At 41.2% G+C, this 22,709-nt stretch carries 19 protein-coding genes; 8 read left to right on the forward strand and 11 right to left on the reverse strand.

The annotated features are described in order from the left end of the window. The first annotated feature begins 9 nt into the window (after positions 1-9). From GQS54_RS11315 to GQS54_RS11325, 3 genes are all read left to right on the forward strand, one after another. Positions 10-873 (forward strand): acyltransferase, encoded by an 864-nt coding sequence (locus GQS54_RS11315; protein ID WP_166424091.1) that lies wholly within the window; start codon positions 10-12, stop codon positions 871-873. A 48-nt stretch (positions 874-921) separates the two neighbouring features. Beyond that, positions 922-1,923: an SGNH hydrolase domain-containing protein gene (locus GQS54_RS11320; protein ID WP_166424092.1), complete on the forward strand. Its 1,002-nt coding sequence runs from the start codon at positions 922-924 to the stop codon at positions 1,921-1,923. An 81-nt stretch (positions 1,924-2,004) separates the two neighbouring features. Beyond that, positions 2,005-3,240, forward strand: a complete 1,236-nt coding sequence (locus GQS54_RS11325; RefSeq protein WP_166424093.1) for a glycosyltransferase — start codon at positions 2,005-2,007, stop codon at positions 3,238-3,240. A gap of 92 nt (positions 3,241-3,332) precedes the next feature. On the opposite strand, the gene wcaK is transcribed toward GQS54_RS11325, so the two are convergent. The 11 genes from wcaK to GQS54_RS11380 form a co-directional block, all read right to left on the reverse strand. Further along, the gene (gene wcaK, locus GQS54_RS11330; protein ID WP_166424094.1) at positions 3,333-4,574 is read right to left on the reverse strand and encodes a colanic acid biosynthesis pyruvyl transferase WcaK; all 1,242 of its coding nucleotides are present in this window, start codon (positions 4,572-4,574) and stop codon (positions 3,333-3,335) included. Between the two features lie 179 nt (positions 4,575-4,753). Next, positions 4,754-6,220: an oligosaccharide flippase family protein gene (locus GQS54_RS11335; RefSeq protein ID WP_166424095.1), complete on the reverse strand. Its 1,467-nt coding sequence runs from the start codon at positions 6,218-6,220 to the stop codon at positions 4,754-4,756. Positions 6,221-6,312: 92 nt separating this feature from the next. Then, on the reverse strand, positions 6,313-7,254 hold the full coding sequence (locus tag GQS54_RS11340) for a glycosyltransferase family A protein (protein ID WP_166424096.1): 942 nt from the start codon (positions 7,252-7,254) through the stop codon (positions 6,313-6,315). A gap of 24 nt (positions 7,255-7,278) precedes the next feature. Continuing rightward, positions 7,279-8,259, reverse strand: a complete 981-nt coding sequence (locus GQS54_RS11345) for a hypothetical protein (protein ID WP_166424097.1) — start codon at positions 8,257-8,259, stop codon at positions 7,279-7,281. Between the two features lie 78 nt (positions 8,260-8,337). Beyond that, on the reverse strand, positions 8,338-9,216 hold the full coding sequence (locus GQS54_RS11350; protein WP_166424098.1) for a glycosyltransferase family 2 protein: 879 nt from the start codon (positions 9,214-9,216) through the stop codon (positions 8,338-8,340). An 89-nt stretch (positions 9,217-9,305) separates the two neighbouring features. Further along, entirely contained in the window at positions 9,306-11,243 is a 1,938-nt protein-coding gene (locus GQS54_RS11355) for an acyltransferase family protein (protein WP_166424099.1), read from the reverse strand. Between the two features lie 54 nt (positions 11,244-11,297). Further along, positions 11,298-12,437, reverse strand: a complete 1,140-nt coding sequence (locus GQS54_RS11360) for a glycosyltransferase (protein WP_166424100.1) — start codon at positions 12,435-12,437, stop codon at positions 11,298-11,300. Then, entirely contained in the window at positions 12,434-13,531 is a 1,098-nt protein-coding gene (locus tag GQS54_RS11365) for a glycosyltransferase family 4 protein (RefSeq protein WP_166424101.1), read from the reverse strand. The genes GQS54_RS11360 and GQS54_RS11365 overlap by 4 nt, the downstream gene beginning before the upstream one ends. A gap of 106 nt (positions 13,532-13,637) precedes the next feature. Continuing rightward, positions 13,638-14,927, reverse strand: a complete 1,290-nt coding sequence (locus GQS54_RS11370; protein ID WP_166424102.1) for an O-antigen ligase family protein — start codon at positions 14,925-14,927, stop codon at positions 13,638-13,640. A 36-nt stretch (positions 14,928-14,963) separates the two neighbouring features. Continuing rightward, entirely contained in the window at positions 14,964-15,560 is a 597-nt protein-coding gene (locus GQS54_RS11375) for a serine acetyltransferase (protein ID WP_166424103.1), read from the reverse strand. Between the two features lie 35 nt (positions 15,561-15,595). Further along, on the reverse strand, positions 15,596-16,753 hold the full coding sequence (locus tag GQS54_RS11380) for a glycosyltransferase (protein ID WP_166424104.1): 1,158 nt from the start codon (positions 16,751-16,753) through the stop codon (positions 15,596-15,598). A 489-nt stretch (positions 16,754-17,242) separates the two neighbouring features. Between GQS54_RS11380 and GQS54_RS11385 the strand changes: the two genes are divergently transcribed. From GQS54_RS11385 to GQS54_RS11405, 5 genes are all read left to right on the forward strand, one after another. Then, complete coding sequence (locus GQS54_RS11385; protein WP_166424105.1) at positions 17,243-17,890, forward strand: transglutaminase-like cysteine peptidase; 648 nt, start codon at positions 17,243-17,245, stop codon at positions 17,888-17,890. 21 nt (positions 17,891-17,911) lie between these two features. Continuing rightward, positions 17,912-19,846, forward strand: a complete 1,935-nt coding sequence (locus GQS54_RS11390) for an EAL domain-containing protein (RefSeq protein WP_166424106.1) — start codon at positions 17,912-17,914, stop codon at positions 19,844-19,846. Between the two features lie 262 nt (positions 19,847-20,108). Then, positions 20,109-20,756 carry a hypothetical protein gene (locus GQS54_RS11395; RefSeq protein ID WP_166424107.1) on the forward strand — a complete coding sequence of 216 codons (648 nt, stop codon included), beginning with the start codon at positions 20,109-20,111 and terminating at the stop codon, positions 20,754-20,756. A 115-nt stretch (positions 20,757-20,871) separates the two neighbouring features. Next, positions 20,872-22,272, forward strand: a complete 1,401-nt coding sequence (locus GQS54_RS11400; protein WP_166424108.1) for an O-antigen ligase family protein — start codon at positions 20,872-20,874, stop codon at positions 22,270-22,272. After that, positions 22,269-22,673 (forward strand): 3-phosphoshikimate 1-carboxyvinyltransferase, encoded by a 405-nt coding sequence (locus GQS54_RS11405; protein WP_166424109.1) that lies wholly within the window; start codon positions 22,269-22,271, stop codon positions 22,671-22,673. The genes GQS54_RS11400 and GQS54_RS11405 overlap by 4 nt, the downstream gene beginning before the upstream one ends. Positions 22,674-22,709: the final 36 nt, after the last annotated feature.

Consider the following 22,709-nt stretch of genomic DNA (forward strand, 5'->3'; position numbering starts at 1 on the left):
GGAAAATATATGTCGACAAAAAATTATCGCTGGGATATTCAAGGGTTACGCGCTTTAGCAGTAATGGCGGTGGTGATCTTCCATATATCACCCTATAAACTACCCGGCGGCTATTTAGGGGTTGATATATTTTTTGTTATCTCAGGCTATTTGATTATCGGTTTTATCTGCCGTGACCTTAGAGCGGAAAAATTTAGCCTATCTGACTTTTACATTAAACGTATAAGACGCCTATTCCCTGCTTTGCTGGCAACGGTTATCGTAACGATGATCGCGGCCTATTGCTATTTGCTACCTGAAGAAATGACAATGTTCGCTAAAAGCGTCATTTCCACATTGCTTTACGTTTCGAATATGTTCTTTTACACCCAATCAGACTACTTTTCAGCAGATTTAAAATTAGCCCCGTTACTCCATACTTGGTCACTGTCTGTAGAAGAGCAATTTTATATTTTATTTCCCATATTGCTCATTGGGATTATAAAGTATAGACCTAAGGCACTGCAGTTATTTTTAGGGATTATTGCGGTGATGAGTTTTGTGCTCAGTGAGTATCTGGTGCGCACCGATCCGTCTTTAGCATTCTTTATCTCCCCTACCCGATTCTGGCAATTTATCGTTGGGGGATTATTAGCTCTTAATTTACATAAAATGGGGCTGTCTAAATCCCTGAGTAACGTCATTGGTTTTGGTGGATTGGCATCCCTTATCATTTGTCTTTTTCTGTATGACAAAACAACTTTGTTCCCTGGGATAAATGCAATTTTACCCACAGTTGCGACTTTGTGTGTACTTTGGGCTGGCAGCGTAACCGGTGTGTTTTCAGGCTTAATGGCACTGCCTATCAACCGATTTTTCGGTAATATATCCTAATCGCTATACCTTTGGCATTGGCCAGTCATAGTGTTTTATAAGATGAATATGAACCACGAATATCCAAAAATTGCTCATGAACTCACTTTGTTGGTGATTTCCATACTACTTGGTTACCTTAGTTGGCGGTTTATTGAATTACCGTTTAGCGCAAAACAATCAACAAAAAGCAAAAGCAGAACGTTTGTAAGCTCTTTGGCGGTCAGTGGTGCGCTTGTGTTACTGATGATATTTTCACTTAATGGGCTTCCCAACCGCTTTAATGAGCAGCAGCTCTACTACTCATCATATATGAACTATAGTAATAGCGGCTTTAGAACTGGCAAGTGCTTTCTTACTGGCGGGTACTCTGACATTACTTTTTATAATAAAGATGAATGCGATACCTTTGATGAAACGAAGTTTAATATATTGCTTATAGGCGATAGCCACGCTGCCCACTGGAATAGTGCATTTTCTGAGTTGCTTAACGACAAACAAACATTAACGCAAGTTACTTCTTCGGGCTGTAGGCCCGTAATCCCCTTCAAAGGCGAGCATTACTGCATAGATTTAATGGAATTTGGGATGAATGAATTAATTAAATTTCATCGATTTAACCGTATCATTCTTTCAGCAAGATGGTGGGAATCTGATTTAGCGAAACTCCCCTCAACCGTTGAACATTTAAAGCAATACTCAGATGAAGTGGTTGTTATTGGCAGAACAATCGAATATTACCAATATCTACCCCGTGTATTGGCGACGAATGAGATAAGCGATATAAAAAATGATAATCAGAATAAATATACCGAATTAAAAAATTTAGATGACGATTTCAAAAAAATAGCCAATGAAAACGGCATTAAATATGTGTCATTGATCGATGTACTTTGTCCCCAAGGTTACAACGCATGCCAAGCAGTGACTGCCGAGTCTGTTCCTATCGCCTTTGATTATGGCCACTTTACACATGAAGGCGCTTTAGAGGTGGGGGCAAAATTAGACTTATTAGTCACACGGCCTAATCTAACGAAAAGAAAGTCTGTTAACGTTGATGATACCGAATGACACAAAAAATGAGACGTTTCTAACGCGATGAAAGCTTCAAAGCTATCACGACAATCAAACAAAGAAAATCAGGATACCAAGTTGCCTAATATATCTAAAAAGAAGGTTTTATTTTTCGTTAAGAGTTTCCCTGTATTGTCACAAACATTTGTTATCAATCAAATTAATGATTTGTTAGACGAAGGGCATGACGTGAATATTTTGGCGATTACAAAAGGTGATATGGAACTGAATTCAATGCCTAATATCGCTCGGCATAACCTGCTCTCGCGAACTTCATTTTTAGTGAACGACGATAATCGATATAACAATGGGCAAAAGAAGATAAAACTTGTTTTAAGTAGCATTGCTAACTGCTTATTTGCACCTCGTAAGTGGTCGTTACTTACCCTAGGTGCCCGTCTGGTGGTTAAGCGTAAATTGTCCCTTGCGACTAATGTTTTTCACGTTGCGGCGCATGATTATCAAACTATACAAGCAGATACCGTTATTGCGCACTTTGGCAATATGGGGGTGCTGGCAAACCACTTAATGCAGAGCAAGATTATTGTAGGCCGACTGTTGACGGTCTTTCATGGCTACGAAATCAGCGAATTTGAAGAGTTAGCGTTTTGGTCTGGTTATTATAAAAAACTGGGAGATGCACCAGGATTGTTATTACCCATCAGTAATTTATGGGCCAAGCGACTGAATGAGTTAGGTATTGCGAACGATAAAATACGCGTTTTGCATATGGGAGTTAATGTGACACGCTTCAAATTCGAAGACAGACCGCTTAGTAATCCAATACGCATATTATCAGTTGCAAGAGCTACAGAGAAGAAAGGGCTGACCTATGCCTTAGAAGCCATTGAGCAATGCAATATTGATGTTCGTTACGACATTATTGGCGGCGGTGAATTAGAGAAACAATTAATAGCTCAAATGACAAATTATAAATCACGAGAAAAAATTACCATTCATGGACCCAAACCATCAGAATTTGTTGCTGAGGCATTAACTAAAACGGATATATTTTTGTTGCCTTCGGTAACAGATAAACATGGCGATATGGAAGGAATACCTGTTTCCTTAATGGAGGCGATGGCCTCTGGTGTGATTGCGCTTTCAACCGTCCACAGTGGTATACCAGAGCTCATCGAAGACAAACAAACAGGATTTTTAGTGCCAGAGAGAAATGCGACGGCTATTGCAAACGCAATAGAATTCATCGCGCATCAACAAGATTTGTCGGTCATAAAGCTCAGTGCATTGAAACATGTTACTGAGCAATTCAATGCAAAAATATTAACCAAAGACCTTAGTGAGTTGATATAAAGTTATTAGCTTTACTCAAGGTATTTCAGGATGAGACTGTGAATTAATATTAGGGCATACCCGATAAGGTATCCCTTTATTATTTTTAATGGTTAAAAAGCTTTAATCTTGGCAATACAATCCACAATCATTTTATCAGCTTTTTCTCGCTCTAATTGCACCTGTTTTTCGACGTTATACTCTGAGAGCTTATTATCAACGAGCAAGGATTTTGCAAATTGGTAAAGCGTGTCGTCGAACAAACTATGTACTGTTCGAGAAAAATCATTTAATCCGAGTTGCTGCATGATCCCTAAAGATTTATGTTCGTAGTTTAAGGCAATCGCTGCTGTACCAAAATTCTTAGAAATAATAGCACTGTGTAAACGAGTACCAATTGTCAATTTACAACCACTGAGTAATACACCGAGTTCCACATCGTTAACTTCATCCATTACAACATTAAAGTGACTATCATCAGCCACTAATTTTTGTACTCTAAATGCAACCATTCTGTCATCTTTTGTATAACTGTCGATGCCAGTACATGTGGACAGCGCTAAAATATCAAATCCATCAGCAATTAGTTTTTTTGCTAACTCAGCAAAAGCAGTTTCATAATCTGCTTGCTTAATACCTAAGCGTTTATCAAAGGGCTTAAGCTCTCGCAATGTAATCGCGACTACAGGCCGCTGGGCAAAATAATGGGTATAATTGGCCGGCATATCATGACTTGTTGGCACCAACCATGCTGTGTCTGCCCCTTCGCTAACTTTGTCTGACATTAAGCCAGCTTCAACCATCAAGTCTTTACTCACGCTTTCTCTGAGTGAGACATCTTGGGCTTGGCTAAATACCGTTTTAGCGATTTTATTAAAATCGTCATCTTGAAATGGTCCAACCGAATGACCGAGTAAAAATAAAGGCTTGCCAGCAATAAGCGCACAAAGTGAATGCTCAAATTGTTTTGAACCATACAAATCAACAAAGAAAGAACCGCCGACTTGAATCACAGCATCATATGGTTTTAAGAAAGTTAAGTATTCTTGAATATGTGGAGGCAGATCAGCACTGTTTTTATTTTTTACCCTCTCGTGTAAATTTTCAGATAGCGTTTTTTTAAAGTAACGTTGAAACCTTTTTTTAATTCCACCTACTCGCTTACTGTGAAATTGATGCAAGGTGTCCGGTAGAAAGGACTCGCCTAACAAATATTCAGAGCTAGTGGGAAACCTAGTTACAAGCGTAAGCTCGATTGACGGCTCGTTCACTTTAAGGCTAGCGATTAAACCTCTTAAAATTGCCGCGTCACCGCGATTTCCACAAGTATGATTTCCAACAAGTAAAACTTTCATTCATTTTCCTATCGCTGTAAAGGGAATAGACCGATTTCAGCACTTTTTAAATTTGTATTATGTGGTGGTGCAATTCCACTCAAAACAGCACTGAGCAATGTATAAAAAACACAATACGCCAATCAACTACGAACATAAAGCATCCCCTACACTCACCAGCTCGAGGCAGAGGTTTACCATTAAACAGTTGCTTTAACCTTTTTCTTCGAAAACATTTCTTTAATCTCGCCAATTTGCCCCATTGTATTTTTGTAAAATACCACAAAAGACAAAAAGAGATACGCAATCCCACCTGTCACCACTAATGCTGCCAATAACAGAAGATCATTGCCAATTGCTTCATCCAAATAAGGCTTGGCTGCTTCTACACAAAAATACATACCGACAGCGCTAAAATATTGGGGGAAAGTGGTAATAAGAAGTTTCTTAAAGTCTATCGCAATGTGGCGAGTCACGACGTAAAAACGTATAGGTAACATAAGAAAATTAGTTATCACTAAGGCAGTCAACATTACCGTTACTCCAAACCATATTGTTGAAGTCGCTACAACAAAGTTACTGGTTATATTTAATACATTTAATTGAAATGCTTCTTTAGTTTTTGCTTTAGATATTAACAAATTAGAAAGAAACCACCCTAATACAGAGGGAAGCATAGTAAATAAAGAAATACTCATGTAGACGGCGCTTTCACTAAATTTCTCGCCAAAAGCGACGACGACAAATGGATCGGCTATGGCCGCTAATCCCATAAATATAGGCAGTACGATAGTAGCCGTGACAGCGACTAACTTTATATATAGTTCCCCAATACTTGCGGTATCTTTCACTCGTGAAAAACTTGGTACGACCATAGTATTGATCGAACTTAATGTGACTTGGGTAAGTACCAATTCACCTTTTTTGGCAGCGGTTAATAGGGCAAAACTAATAGGACCTAACACGACACCAGTTAAAATGCTGCTAACTTTCCGGTTGGTAAAATTTAGAATCGATGTCCACAGTAAAGGTAAGCAAAAATCGATTAGCTCCCTGTTATCGGCACGATTGAAGTGAAATCTAGGTTTAAATTTAGACACATAAGTTAAGAATCCAAATTCAAGAAACGCACTGACTAATTTACCTATCACTAGCGACCAAAGACCGTAACCCAATTCCGCTAATATGATGATTAAGATGCCTGACAACACTGTGGCAATAAACTTAGCCGTGCCCATCTCTTTATTTTTAAATTCTCGCAGCAATTTACCTGTCACAACCACCTGTAAACTCATGATGATAGTGATAGGCGCTAAACTGGCTACCACATAGGCCGCTACGTCTGAATAAGAATAATGCGCAATAGGTGCGCCAACAAAAACCAAAAAAGCAGCAACTAATAACCCCATACCAAAGACAAACGTCATGGTGCTAGAAGCATAATTATCATCCCAGGTTTTACGCTGAACTAAGTTTTGATTGATCCCTGCATTAACCAAGGTATTAGCAAACTCGATAAAGAGTAAACAAAACCCGACGACCCCAAATTCTTCCAAGGTCAAAATGCGCGCCAAATAAGCGTAAACGATAAAGTCTACGACGTTCATGCCTGTGCGGGTAATTGATATCCACATACTGCCTTTTGTGGCTTGCTTTTTAAGTGACATTGCTTATTTACTCATCTATTTAATGTGTGTGTTTCAGTGATATTTTTAACGCTATGTATTTTACTGTTTATTTGTTGCCGTCACTATTTTATTCAGGCTCTGTTTGCCTCTTTACCCCACATTAACTTAATTAGCTCCGATAAGCTGATGGTCATAATCTGTAAGAGCAGATAAAGCAACTTAAACCGCCGAGCGAGAGACAATGACCTACTAGTCAGCACTTTTTTGCTGCGGCCTAAAAACATCTTGAGTAAGCGCCAACAAAAATTCAGCTTTGGCCCCGCCCCACTGGTTGATAACTGTGCATCCCAAGTGCCACCAATAATGCGCTGGCGTTTAACTAACAGCTCAGCGATATTTCGTGATGGGTGGGTCACCAGCGCATCTTCGCAATAAATAACACGGCCACCGCCTTTTACCACCCGGGTGCTTAATTCCACATCACCACCAGATTTTAACTTTTGGTCAAACCCTTGGTATTTATGCAACAAGGCCATTGAGCAAAAAAAGTTAGCTGTAATGCATTTACCGTTTTTCGCATTTTGATCTTGCTTCATGGAAAACAAGTTCTCAAAGTCAATAGCGCTTTGTTCTGTATGCTTGTTTGGATCCGGGAAGAAAGTCATTTTACCCGCCACTATCACGTCATTGAGGGCATCATAGGACGGTGATTCAATGACACTTACCAGGGTACTTAGCCAATCGACAGATACAATACAATCAGAATCGGTAAAGGCTGCATATTGCCCGCTCGCTAGGGTTAAACCATGATTACGTGCAGCATAAGATCCTGGCGTAAGACACTGAGTTACAGTGAAACCACCATTAGTATTTGTGGCTGCTATTTTTATTAACCGCTCGTAGGTACCATCGGTTGAGCCATTGTCGATGACGATAATTTCAAAGTCTTTTCGCGGCATGCTTTGTTTTTCAAGCGATTCTAAACAGGCTTCGATACGACTAATATCATTATAAACCGGTATCAGCACGCTGATTTTTAGTGACTCAAATGTTGGGTTAACGCTGGGATCCACTTTGTTTCCTTATGTATCGGGTATTTAGCTATGTTTCGACGACAGTACGTTAGTCCACGCTTCAGACACCTGCTTTTCGCCGTAACACGCTAGCGCTTCTCGCATAACCTGTGCTCGGTCTTGATAAATAGCGGTTAAATATTCATGTGAGATAATCGACGGATCGAGAATGCTTACAAATTTGTGTTGTGATGCTTTTGCGCGGCCAAAATGGGTGTCGTTGGCAATAATATTACATCCCTCACCAATTGCATGATAAAACGCCCCGGAACTGATAACAGTCGAATCCGCATGAGGGAGTAATACGAATTGGATCTGTTTCAGTAGGTCGTTTAGCTCTTCTGTGTGCAGAAACTTATTTATCCACTGAACCTGCAACTCCCGGCGATCAATTTTTTCAACTAGTAAAGCTTTGTAAACCGAATCGCTACAACGACCCGCTATAGTAAGCGGTAGGTCTTTTGGCCAAGTATCCAGTATGTCGTGCAAATTTTTGTAGGGTTTTACCGCACCAAAAAAAAGTACCGATGGCTTAAGTCTTTGATCCAATGATTCCGACATATTTATCGCTTCGATTAAAGCGGCATCTGATTTATATAGGGGATGCACTAATGCTGGGGACGAATAATAATTTTCTAAGGCTACAGGTTTAATCCCCATCCTCTTATACAGGCCACATATAAACTTATACCGGTAGTTAGTTTTAGTTCCATTATGGGGCAAAAAGTTATGCCTAATCCAAATGACTTTCTTAGCCAACAGCTTAGAAAAAACGATCAGCGCGACCATATTAAAAAAATATTGAAAAACAGTTTTATAGGATCGCCCATACACGCGGTCTTCCACCCAGTTTAACACTACAACACTGTCTTTTTTAAAGCGCAATAAATCAATAATAAAAGATACATCTACTTTTTTGACTGAATAGTTCATGCTGCCTAACAACGCCGTATTCAAATCTAAAAATTTATTTTTACTTCGTGTTGGATAGAAATATACATTCATACGCACTACTTATCGGATCTTTCGAGCATCTTATTATCAAACGCTACTGATGATCAGCTTTATTAATTATTTTTACACTTAAGACTTTTTACTTTTGCCTAATATTTTGGGCATTAGTCTGCGCATGATAAGGGCATTCCAGGTGGCTACAAAACCGGCTTCTTTAATTGACACATTAATCCATTGCAGCTTATTATTTTTTTCACCGATAAAACTCAACACTTGTTCTGACACCCTTTCACTGTAGGCATGTGCACCTAAAAAGGCTCTATGCTTTTTAAAGGCTTTTAATCTTGGATATACCTTTTCAATGGGCATACTTTTCACCTCGGTAGAGATGCTTACATGCCCACGGCGATAGTTGTATATAGGTTTAGGGATATTGACGAATTTGGCGCCTTCAAGGGTAATGCGTACGAAGAAATCCCAGTCTTGGCTATTTTTCAGTTCGATGTCGAACTTAAGCTTTTTGGCTAAATCAGCTTTGCAGGTCACGCCGCTCATACCGCAGAATTTATTGCCGTTTTTTATAACCTCTTGGGTAATATTGACGATAGGATTGATACGTGTTTTTTCTGGGTTTTCTAAAAACCGAAAGCCACACGTTACTGCATCGGCAGTTTGCAGTGCCTCTAAATGCTGTTCTAGATAATCAGTATCCCACACGTCATCGTCGTCAAGAAACGCGATAACATCGCCTGTAGCCATCTCTAAACCGGTATTTCGGGCCACGTTTGCGCCTGATGGCTCTTTTAACTTGATATATTGAAATGCGCTGCGGTCAAACTGTTCTAATACAGGTTGATAGTCTTTAGATGAGAAATCATCAATAACTAGAATTTCTTTTGGTTTTACTGTTTGATTAAGCGCCCCTTTGAGCGACTCAAGTAGGTAGTCGGGTCGGTTGTAAGTCGTGATAACGACGGTAAAACTATAATTTTTAATATCAGTATTCAAATTAAAACAGCCTTTAATTTTATTTAAAACATTCCGTAAGAGCGTTTAAACATCAGATTTTGTTACGCGTGCAACGCGTAATAGCTAGTTTAGTTACTTGGTTTCTTAATTGTTTCAAGTACCGCGTTGACGATTATACCCGCACCATGCATCGACATGTGATCATCGTCAAAATAAATTGATTTCCCGCCTTTTACCTCATAGCAAAGCTTGCTGTCGCAAAAGAAATTGCTGGGATATATTATCTCAATGTTTTTATTATTCACGAAAAGTTTATCAAGCACGTTTAAAAAATATTCATTGCGCCGATTATAATAATCTCTACTCGTACCAACTTTGATTGGCTTAATTTCACCGTACTTTAAAAGGCTTGCCTTAAGCATTTTTTTCACGGATTCGCCTAATTCGGGTACAGGTGCAACCAATATGATTTTTTTACCTGAAGCGATAAGGGCGTCAATCATAGTTTTATAGGATGTGATGATGATTTCTCTTTGCTCATCAGAGCTATTATCGCTAATTTCGGGGTAATAAGTAGAATGACTGCCAAATAAATGAGATGACATACGATAGATAATAATAACTTTGCTAATCGTCGTGTCGTTTGCGATGGACTCGACAACCGAATTGGTCCATTTTTCACACAAGGTCGCAGTATCACGTCGCTGATATTCTGGGCCACATGCAGAATAACTATATTGGTGCAGCCCTATATCGCTGTCTCGCAGCGCTACCGACATCGCCTGCGCCAACTCAATTGAGTGGCTGTCGCCAAACACGGCATAATTTTGTTTCGCTAGATTAAATTTGCAGCCATCTTGAGGTTCAATGTAGTCAGAGTCCGACGAGGTACACTTGTTTCGATTCGGGCTGGCCTTAACGCTTTCGACGATGTTTTCAGTGGTTTGATCAAATCTGAACATAAAACCGTTCGTCTTAAATGCTAATAGCCCAATGGTCCCTAACACCAGCGTGAAAAATACCAACTTATTCCATACCAAGGCTTTAATGGTCGCTTGTGGTAGGTTTTTTGGCATAGATATTTTACTTTCTATGAAGTGGTACGACAGCGCTCCAACTGCAATCGAACTGATTAACCCGATGATGAAATTTTGAGTCTGATCAAAACCAAAATAAACCAATCCAACGACAATAGGCCAGTGCCAGAGGTAAATCGAATATGACCACAGCCCCAGCTTATGCGTGACAGAATTTGTCATCAACTTACTTTGGCTGTTTGCTGCATATATAATTAGCGCGGCACCAATCGTTGGCAATAACGCATAGTAGCTAGGCCACATCATGCTTTCTGAAAAGATAAAAATGGCAAGAGCTATAAAACCAAGACCTACCAACTGTAAAAATACCGTCTTTGACTGAGGTGGCGCCCTCACAAAGTAAATAAATCCGCCTAGAATCAACTCCCACGCACGATATTCAAGTAGAAAGAAAGCAACTCGGTCGCCAGCAATCCCTTGATAAATCGCCAGTCCTAGGCTCATTAACAGTGTTACCCCTAGCAGAAGTTTAAGCTTTTGTTCACCCCCTAACATGTAACCAAATAAAATTAAAAGTGGGTACACGCAGTAAAACTGCCATTCGACCGACAAGGTCCAAGTATGTAACAGCCAGTTCAATCTTGAGCTATCACTGAAGTAACCACTTTCTGCGTTGTAAACGTAGTTAGAGAAGAAACCTAATGACGATAATATATGCTTACCTATCGACTTGAGGGTTATCGGATCGACAAACAACAGCGCGAAAATAAACACCAACAAACATAACACCAGCAGTGCTGGGACGATTCGATACAAACGCGAGCGATAGAAATCGAGCAATGAAAAACGCTTTGCTCTGACTCTGCTGACTACGATACTGGTCATAAGAAAGCCAGAAATCACAAAGAATATATCCACACCAACGAATCCACCGGGCAAACTAGTGGGAAAGAAGTGGAATAAAACCACACTCAAAACCGCTAATGCCCTCAGTGCGTTTATGTCATAACGAAATGAAGATACTTTCATACGTTACCTCCGTGTTGAGCATTCATTACAAACTTAACGAGAATCTGTTTTAAATTAGGAATTTTTATTCATAAGTGATTTATCAATGATCTCTTTATATTGCAGCGCCACCGCAGCCCAACTGAATTTGCTCGCTTGGGCTAATGGCTTTTGCTGCCAATCGGTTACTAATGCTGTCTTTAAGGCTTGTGCGTAATGTTCGGGGTTCTCAACATCACATACAATACCAGCTTCGCCGATAATAGTGCGACGCATAGCATCGTCAGGCGCGACTACTGGTGTGCCACTGGCTAATGCTTCTAGGTACACACGACCAAAAGGTTCATTAGCCGAGGGCAAGGTAAACAAGTCAACACTGCGATAGAGCTTGGGCATTTCATCAAAAGACAATGACATTTGTATAAAGCGGTCTTCACCTAAAAGCTCAAGACCCAGTGCAATATAGTAGTCTTTATCTACACCATCGCCGCACAGCACTAAACTTGCTTGAGGGACGTTTGCCATTGCTTTGATAACCAATTCCATACGCTTGTGATTTTTGCGGTTCAATGTGCCTACGCACAACACTATTTTACCTGATAATTTAAAATCAAACGTATTACCTTGGGTTGAAAACCTGCTGAGGTCGACACCGTTGGGTATAGCACTGACAGCTTGATTCGGGTACCAGCCTTTAACAGTTTGTACTGTATCTTCATTGAATACGACTAAATGATCAGGCTTAAATTTCATGTTGCGCTTTAGTACGTGCCCATCACTTAATAGGCCTGCTCGTTCTGTGTAGAGAATTTTACTGCCAATCAGGCGTTTCAATACCCACGCGATAGCTAAACCACCGTAATCATTATTTGGGTAGACGACGTCCGGTTTAGACTTTAAGAGATGAAATAAATAAGGGAAAAAGCTAGTAGCGGCTTCGATAACCATACCCGGGTAACCAAACATTTTACGAAAAATGCCCCCGATATAAGAGTTGGCAAGCCAATTTGCAGAACGCCCCCTTGGTATGCAAGGCAAAACAACACTGACGGTACCGACCTTTTTACCGCACAGTAATTCAACATCATAATGCGCAGCTAAGTGCTCGGCCATTTCATAGGCACTGATTTGTGAGCCGCCATTCCAACTTATGCCACATTCGGGGTGAATAACGGCAATTTTAATTCTTTTACCTTGCTCACTGAGTTCGCTCATGACGCTTTTACCGTTTGGTTAATCAATAGCAATGAATGCTGGGCAATTTTGTCCCAGTCGTATTTTACTAAGATATCGGCTTTTGGTGCTTTAGGTATATCTTGCGTTAGCTTTTTGGCTAAGTCAGCATGATCGCCCACTTTAAAGTAGTTCTGTGCGTCTAGCTCTATATCGAGGTTTGGCATGATATCGCTTAGTAAAACTGGGGTGTCTGCACTGATAGCCTCAAGCGCAACAATAGGTAACCCTTCGTGATAAGAAGGCAATACGAATAGCTTAGCAAATTTATACAGCGCCTTTAATTGGTTACCTTCTCGGCGTCCGGCGAAAATTACGCGTTCTGACGCTTGCTTGAGAAGCTCCCGCGAATAATCGTCTTGATGATCGGTGCTGCCCACAATCACTAACTTTTGTGGAATATCGGTCAATAAGTAGGCCTTTACTAGGTCATGAAAACCTTTTTCTGGGACAAAACGCCCCACTGCCACAATGTAGCTTTGTGCCTCTAGGCCAAGGCCGGTGGCAGACAAATCGTCGATAGTAACATTGCTATCAAAATCGGCAATTGCACCGTTAGGCACGAATTCAATTTTATGGGCTTGCTTAGGGTGTTGCTGCTGCAGTCGGTCAGTCAATGATTTGCCAACCACTAAAATTTTATTAGCAAACATAATAGCCATGGCCTCACCGGTTTTAAGTACACCTTTGCCTAGGCCATTCCATTTCTGGCGGTCGTAATCGGCGCCGTGGTGGGTCACCACGACTTTCATACCTAATAAACGGGCTAATGGCGTGAACAGCGCTGGCCCGATTGCATGTAAGTGGATGACATCAGGGTGCACAAACAAACGGGCATAAAATATCGCGACAAAAGTATGTAAAAAAGTTTCTAAAAATTTATGACGCATCGCCCATACAGGGATGACTTTTACTCCTTGGTATTGGTAAGGCTTATTTTCCACGTAAGGGGATCGCGCGAGTATAGTCACTTCGGCACCCTGGGCCACTAATCTAGGATAGAGCTGCTGACAATGGGATTCTATACCGCCCATAACATCAGGTATTCCCCGTAATCCGATCGCACATAATTTCATACTGCTATCACCTTTAATCTTAATTAACGCTCTATTCGTTAGCTGCTTCAAATTCAAGCAGGCGAACGAATGACTGCAAAATGGATGTATCTACATCGATTCTCGTTTAAGTAAATTCTTGGGATATTGGTGGCTGTCCTTTGGCAAAAATAGCGCCGGCTATCAGCGCATAGCAAATCAGCCCTTCGATGTTCCATAAAGGCATAGTAGAAAGGCTCATGACCATTAATCCAATAACTGAGAAAAAGAGTTTCTTCCCCAGCACTTTTGATTGATTATTTAATGCCTGCTTCAGCAAATAGAAGTTCATGCCTAAGAAAAGCGTGATACCTACGTACCCGTATTCATAAATATATGACACGTAAGCATTATGAGCATAGTGACTAAAGAGCCCATCCCAGTGTTCAGGCCCTAAGCCCACGATTTGATTTAACCAATCGGAGGTAAAGAAGGCGTAAAGATATTGGCTCCATAGGTACACTCGCGACGAGAATATGTCTTGATCTGCATCTGAATAATACATTGGTGCTTTTAGTAAACTGTCGAAGTTAGTGAATACTAAGGTAATGTCACTAAAACGCTCAGCTAAGCTAGACGATATTACTAAGCCAATGATAATGACTGGAATAGAGGCAAACGCCAAAATAGGTAGCTTGTATTTCGATTCGAATCGCTCACTTAGCATAGTAAGAATAAAAATAAGCACGACGGGCAATACCGCTAACATAGACGTACGATAATTAACTAATACCAATAGAAATACCGCGATAAAAAATATTGGCGCGTGAAATCGAATAGTTTTTCTCTCTAACCAACCGAGCACTAAAATGAAACCAACGATGATCATAGAAAAGGCAGCCTCATGATTATAGCCACCGATATAACTGGCTGAGCCATCCGCTTCAGTCGCCTTAACTTCACCCAGCAGGATTGACAAAATTTGCAGTGACAGAGGTAACAAAAATGGTACTAAAAGTACTTTAAAAACGATTTTAGGCGGTTGTAGACGTAGAGCTAAAAACAAAGCGGCACTTAACACGAAAAAGTAACCCCACTTCACTAATACGTTGATTAAACCTTTGTATTCTTGGTTTACCATTCCACTGATGATAATAACCGCAAAAAAAGCGTAAAAAATTAGATATTGGCGCAAACGGAACGTCACATTGGGCAATATTAAAATACCCAGTAGCACCATCGATATTGACCCCAACGCATTCATCGAAAAACCCGCAATAAAAGGGTCGTAAGTAATTTGATGAAATGCAGACAGCGTGTACCGCAGCGATAAAGCGATAACTAAAAATAGCAGGTATTTATTAGAAATATTTTTGCAGGTTTTAAATACGAGCAACCCGCAAATCAAAGCCATAACGATTTTTACAATCTCAAACATAAACCAGAATTCTCAACTTTTTTACCGTGTTCATCATTAATTACTACCTGAGTCGCTAGTTAGGTTTACACGTGATTTTTTTAAAATATCCAGCGGCCCTTTCTCAGCAATAACTTGCGCTGGTATTCCCCCTAGGGTCAGGTTGTCGCCGAATGTTCTATTGACCACAGCGTTTGCCCCTATTGCTACATTATTGCCGATTGTAATGTCGCCATATATTTTTGCCCCTGGGCCAATATAACAATTGTCACCAATTACAGGCGGGTTTGCTTTTTTTGCTAATCCGCCGCCGACGTTAACACACACATGAATGCGGCAATTCGCGCCTATTTTACACTTACCATTGATTACTATTGTGCCTGCGTGGGCGATAGACAAACCAGGACCAAATACGTTGGTCGGTATCGAAAAGCCCAATTTTCTGCCTAACTTTCTAACTCTTAGTTGCAAATAAACTGCATAACTTTTTGTCACAATGTTTGACGCTGTATTCTTTACAAATTCAAGCTTACGCAATGCTTTTTCAAAACGCCAAATGTCGTGGGTTAATCGCTCTTTTAATGTCCCTTTTAAGTTCAGCGCTAAACGATCTTGTTCTAAATAATGATAATAGTCTGATTTTGTCTTAATCATTGTATTCTCTCCTTCAATATTTATAGGAACAACATTTACACCTTCAAGTTTGTAGTCATTACTTTTTGAACCAAGTTAATAAAAGTAATTTGCATAGATTGATAAGTAAAAGAAGCCGCGCGTTGCTGACTTTTAATACGGTATTGTGCGATATTATCGCCTGATTCCATCGCGTTTATCGCTTGAGATACTGCGTTTATGTCACCAAGTTTACATAATATACCGTGCTGTGCTGCCACGTAATTAGTCGTTTGGGTAGTATTGTCGCCAGTCAAAATTTCTGCGGGTCCAGACTGACAATTAGTCGCAATAACCGGTTTGCCTAAACACATTGCCTCGGCAATGCCATTGGGGAACCCTTCGGCATTCGAGGTTGATAATAAGTAGTCTGCATGGGCTAAATATGGATAGGGGTTTTCCCTAAAGCCGAGTAAGTGCACTCTTGAATCAACACCCAGTTCAATAGTGAGTGCCTTTAGCACCGACATGTCAGGCCCTTGGCCCAAAATAACTAAATCTCGCTCGCTGTTACTTTTTGCAAAGGCTTTGATCATTAAAGTGAAATTTTTGTTCGCCACTAATCGGCCAATACCAATGAAATACGGTTTTTGCGGTAAATCAGTTACCGGTTGGCTGGCTTTCTCAGCCAATACAGTTTGGTCGTATGCATTATACATCACGGTACACTTAGATTGGGGTACCGCGTAGTTCTCGACTAGGTCTTGCATGACACCTTGAGATACAGGCACCACACATGAGGCTTGAGGATAAACCATTTTCACCATTAGCTTGCTAATAAACCCGCTGCGAGATGTCGCAAAATGGCTACTAGTATTTACTCTTTCACTGATCACTGATGGAATTTTGTGGCGCTTGCCAATAATGGTACTGACGATATTACTGCGCGTTAAGAAGCTAACCAATAAATCAGGCTTATTGTGCTTAACCCACTGGTTCAATTGGCGATAGCTGGGGATTAGTTTACCCTTTGCGCTTAAGGTGACTTTTTCAACATAATCGGGGCATTGCTGTTCTTCAGGTAGATCATCGAGTAATACCAGGTAAATTTTACAATTTGCAGCGGTAAATGTGTCTTGCATGATGCGTAGTAAGGTGCAAATAACGCGTTCAGCTCCGCCACCCTCAAGGGAATTAATCACGAAGGCGATAGATTTGTTGTTGTAATTGTACATTGAATACTACATCTCTAAATTAAATCAAAATCCATATTGCTTTAGTTGCAGCAATGCATGATTACACTTGTTTGTTAATGTGTTATTGCGGCCGTGAAACAAACTAATTAAACGCCGCTGCTCGACATAAAATCTGTGGCACAGCCTTTTTTCTTACTCTTTTAATATTCGTGCTTTAAGGCCAAGAGAAGAATAAAGCAAAAAAGATACCAAAATAATATTAATGGGCCCGCAAATCTGTAACAGTTAAAGACATTTTTGTAAATAGTATACAGGTTACCTTAAAATCAGAAAATAAGTTAACGTGTTAAACATGCTTATTGATAGCATATTATACGTATTCCTATTTAATATTAGCGTAATCTGCGAGCATTTAATTATTATGACATGAGTGGTCGCTGATTGTCGCATTGGCCTTTCAGATTAATCTGGTTTACACGAATTACCCTAGCCTTAGTATTAGCCAGGTAGAGGATTTCGCTTAGATATATGCGTTATTTATACTTATTTATCTCGACAATGTTGTTTTTATTCATGTTGCGCGCTGCAGCTGATAGCAACATTGCGTTTAATGAAGTGCTGTTTGATAAAATTCGTAGTCAATACGATGACGATGCACTCGAGCGTGTGCAAGATTGGCAGCAATTGCTAAACGATAGCCATAATTTATCTATAGACGAAAAGCTGTATCAGGTGAACAACTTTTTCAATGAATTAGATTTTGTCGATGATATCAAGCATTGGGGCAAAGACGATTACTGGGCGACGCCAGTGGAGTTTCTTGCCACCCACGGTGGCGATTGCGAAGATTTTGTTATAGCAAAGTACTTTAGTTTGAAAGAATTGGGCGTACCCGCTGAAAAACTGCGTTTAATGTACGTTACTGCAATACGCTTGAGGCAGGCCCATATGGTGTTGGCCTATTATGAAGAGCCTAATTCAGTGCCTTTGGTGCTCGACAATATTAACCGACGTATTTTACCGGCTTCTCGCCGCCGTGATTTGCTGCCCGTATACAGCTTTAATGGTGACGGCTTGTGGCTAGCAAAAGAACAAGGGCGCGGGCAAAAAGTACAGCAAGGAGGCAATAATAATTTATGGAACGATTTAAACAAACGCATGCAGGTGAGCGAATAATGATGCTGAAGGAAATATTTTATGCCGCTGTCTAAGCAACTTGGATTAAGTCTATTGGCAGTGCTGATATTGGTGTTTATAGGCACGCTTTGGATCAACGTAAACAACACGCGGGATTTCGTGGCTCAGCAGCTTGCGTCACACGCGCAAGATACTGCCACCTCTTTGGGGTTGTCAATTGCGCCATATGCGGCTGAGCCTGACGATTTACCGATTGTAGATACCATGATGAACGCGATTTTCGACCGGGGCTTTTATCAAAGCATGGTGTTACGCGATGCCAACCAGCAGATTTTAATCGAAAAGCAAAACCCCAGCAGTGTTGAAGGGGTGCCTGCATGGTTTAGCAAACTATTACCTATTAATACGCCTCAAAGTATTACTGATGTAAATGACGGCTGGACAATGGCCGGTACGTTAATGGTGCAAAGTCACCCCGGCTTTGGCTATCAGCAGTTATGGCAGAACGCGGTGCAGTCTTTTTGGATGATATCCGCGGTATTTATTGGTGCGTTGGTCTTACTCTATGGATTAGTCACCATGATCACTACCCCTTTATTGGCTGTCGTCAAACAAGCAGATAGGATCAGCAAACAACAATTTGAGCAAATTAGTCGAATTCCGCGTACGCCAGAGCTAAAACGTATTGTACTGGCGGTAAACCGTATGTCGGCGCAATTAGCCAAATTATTTACTCAGTTGACTAATCAAGCGGAACGTTACCGTGATCATTCCTATAAAGACACCTTAACGAGCGTTGCGAACCGCCGCGCATTTGAACTGGCCTTCGAGCAACTTTTGACGGATGGCGAACAACATTCCCAGGGCTATTTGTTACTGATTCGCTTAAGTAGCCTCAGTGAAGTGAATAATGAACAAGGTTACCAAGCCGGTGATGAGTACGTAAAATTGGTTAGCCAAGAGTTACAAAATCTGCTCGCCCAGCCAACGTTAAATGGCACCTTGTATCGTATTTCCGGGGCTGATTTTGTGATATTGCTAGAAGACACCGCACAACAGCCGTGTATTACATTTACTCAAGCCATTATTGCCCAGCTTAATGCGGTAGAAAGAAGCGAATACCGACTGGGTACCGCCCATGTGGGTGTCGGCTCTTTTAGCTTTGGTGATTCTCGAACGGATATACTTGAACGCGCCGATAATGCCCTAGCAGGTGCCAGTGTGACCACACAGAGATGGCAATTGGCCCATCAACAAGATGTATTGCACAGCAATACCCAATGGCGAACTCAGTTAAATACAATTTTGCAGCAGAACCAGGCAGATTTTGTTGCCCAACCGATTAAGGATATGCAGGGTGGCATATTATACGCTGAGTGGTTTGCGCGTTTTAGCACGGGTGAAGCAGAACACTTTTTACCCATGGGGCAACTGGTGCCAGCTTCGGTTCGACTTAACTATGCGCAAAAGTTAGATGAACTATTGATTGCTAGCGCCCTTACTAAGCTAATCGACCACCCGCAAGCCATAGGCTTGAACGTATCGCGTTTATCGCTCAGCCAGACTAGCTTTCATCAGTGGCTTTTACACGCGGTACCTGATGACAAAGCTACCTGCGCGCGACTCGTATTAGAAGTACCCGAACGCGCATTGGTTAATGGCACGCCAGATTTAGCACGCTTAATTGAGCAATTAAAAGACCGCGGCGTAAGAATAACCGTTGAACGATTTGGTGCTCAATTAGCCGCCATTACCCATCTGCGAAAGATTCGACCAGATTATTTAAAAATAGATGGGCGTTTTGTACGCAATATTCACAATGAACCCGACAATCAGTTATTTGTGCAGTCGTTGGTCAATATTGCTCACGGTTTAAATATTCAGGTCATCGCCGAAATGGTTGAAAGTGAGGCTGAGGCTAAATGTTTACAGGAGCTATTCGTTGACTACTTGCAGGGATATTACATTGGTAAGCCCACCGATACTAAAGTATGAGGTGTTACTATTTGTACTGGCAAACGGCTAAATAAATTAACAGCTTAGGTTTTTGAAATCACTATAAGCCCTTATTTACATTGGTAAAAAAATTATTCGTAGCTGCGTTATATAAAAATATTGACCAGTAGCAAACCACTGATAAGGTTCGTTATTTTACCATTATGACAGTAGCTGATGTTGCTTTATCGAACAACAAAACCTATTATGGGGCAGTTTTTAGTGGGATACGCTCTCACAACCTTTTATTTTGGAGCTTTATATGCGACGTTTATTAACCTGTGTATTTTTGTCTTGCGCCATGACCGCGCCTGTCGCCATAGCCCAACAGGCAGATACAAAAATCCAACAGCCCGTTACCAATGCAGCGCAACCTGATGCATCAGAAAGTATTTTTTTTGGCGATGCTAATCAACCAGGTCGTGCCATTCATATGGCGATCGTGGAATTAGTTAATAACGGCGTATCCCTAGATGACGCGGTGAGTCAAACCATTGGCGATATAACTAAAGAAGATGGCTCATCACTAAGTGGCACTGCTCGGTTAATTGTTGGTTTAAATAAAGATATTAGTGCTAGCTTTATGAGCAATATGGTGAGTTTTAATAAACTAACCGATACTACCAAGGGCGCTATTGAGGCATTCCCTAGCAATGCTGCCGATGTTGTTCAATTAGCCGTTACGCTATACCCCAGTTTTGCACAAGACGTGATTGACGCAGCGGTTATTACAGGTGAAATCGAGCCTAATGATGCCCTACTCGCGGCGATTGCCGCAGGTGCTGACCCTACCACTGTGTCATCTGCTACCGCTGCAGGCGCTAATGTAGATGTGGCCGCAACACCAGCGGGTGCGGGTGTTGGTGCGGGTGGTGCTGGCGGCGGAGATACGACTGCCTCGACAAATTAATCGCTTATCTAATTTTTTAAGAGCCAGGTTTTAAACCTGGCTTTTTTGTTTATAATCATTAACTTAATACCAGCTCGCTATAATCTAAGCACATAAATATGCACCAAGGGATCGTTTGAACACTAAACTTCATAACTACGCATTTTATGCTTTGTTAGGCTTGCTTATCTGGCTGCCTATTCCACTGGGCTCAAATAGACCTTGGGCTTGGGGATTAATGGAGCTAGTGATTTTCTGCCTGTCACTGACATGTGCTTTTTTACGTAAAGAACAGCCGTGGATGGGTTTGCGTGCTTATAGGCTGCCTATCGGCTTATGGCTAGCTTTTTTAGCTTTGGCCACAATACAAGTGATCCCGCTTCCTGGGCAAGTCGTGGCATTTTTAAGTCCAGTTAGTTACGAAACCCAATGGGGATTAGGTGTCACGCAGTTTCATTTATCTATGGATGTCGGTCAAAGTCAGATAAATCTGCTTAAAGCCATGAGTTATTTTTGTTTGCTTATCGTAGTCCTGGTACTTATTAATAACGAAAAGCGTCTGCGTTTACTCTTACTCACCTTATTGGCCAGCGGTGCAATACAAGCATTGTACGGGACCTTGGAAATTTTATCTGGCACCCATTACAGTTTGCTCTTTGGTTTACCAGTAGCAGACGTCTCTACCGGTAGCTTTGTGTATAAAAACCACTATGCAAATTTTTTAATGCTGTGTTTATCGGCGGGTATCGGTTTAATGGTGGCTACCCTGCAAAGTAATCAAGGTGGCACTCGGCGAGATCTAATGCGCTCGATTATATCGACTCTGCTGGGCAGCAAAGCGCTGATACGTATTAGCTTAGCGATTATGGTAATTGCATTGGTTATGTCGCGCTCGCGTATGGGTAATACGGCATTTTTCGCATCCATGACGATCATTGGTATTTTGGCGCTGGTGATGATTAAAAACCGCAGTCGCAGTTTGTCTATCTTGATTATCAGTATGTTTGTTATAGACGTATTTATTGTTGGAGCATGGTTCGGTTTAGACAAAGTACAGGAGCGCTTAGAAGCCACCAGTTTTGCCCAAGAAGGCCGCGATGAAGTGGTAATTGATTCTTTACCTATGTTGCAGGATTTCCCGTTATTTGGCACGGGTGGCGGCAGTTTTTATAGCTCATTTCCGAGCTACAAAGTCGCTAACATTCAACCTTTTTATGATCATGCCCATAATGATTATCTGCAAATGAGCATTGAATATGGCCTACCCGCAACGCTGTTATTAGCCTTACTGGTAATTTGGTGCTTTTTAAAAAGCGTGAGAGCCATGCGCAAGCGAAGGCCTTCGATTTTTAAAGGCACCGCGTTTGCCTGCTGTATGGCCATGCTTGGCATGGCCATACATATGACCGTGGACTTTCCTTTGCAAGCGCCGGCGAATGCTTGCTACTTTGTGGTTTTCTTAGCCTTATCTTTGTTGATTAATCAATTAAAAATGACTACAGGTAAAAAGCGCCGTTCTAAGAAGGTGACAATATGAATAAAAAATTTAGTGGCCCGATTGAAGAAGACCCGGCTATCGTTAATTTACTTGAGCGCATGCCTCGCTCAGTGCAAACGTCGTTTAGTGAAGAACAGCTATCACACCTTAGAAACGCCGTCAGCAGCCGCCAATGGGGTCATCACTCGGTTGATTTGCGTGGCACGATATCTTGGTTTAAGTATCGCTATTATTACGTAATACTTGCCGGAAAAAACCACCGTAATATGACCCGTTCGCAGTTGCGAGCAAGTCGTTTTGTCAACGCTGTGCTGTTAGCGGTATTCTTTACATTTTCCGCCGTGATGGGTGTTTTATTGTTGTATCTATTGAAATCAGCTGCAGGTATCGACTTGTTACCAGACTATTCATTTGGTGTTTGGGATTGGTTTAAAAGCTAAATGTATCCCGTGCAATGTCGCAATTCAGCGGTTGGG

Source organism: Paraglaciecola sp. 20A4, from assembly GCF_011378905.1.
GTDB lineage: Bacteria > Pseudomonadota > Gammaproteobacteria > Enterobacterales > Alteromonadaceae > Paraglaciecola.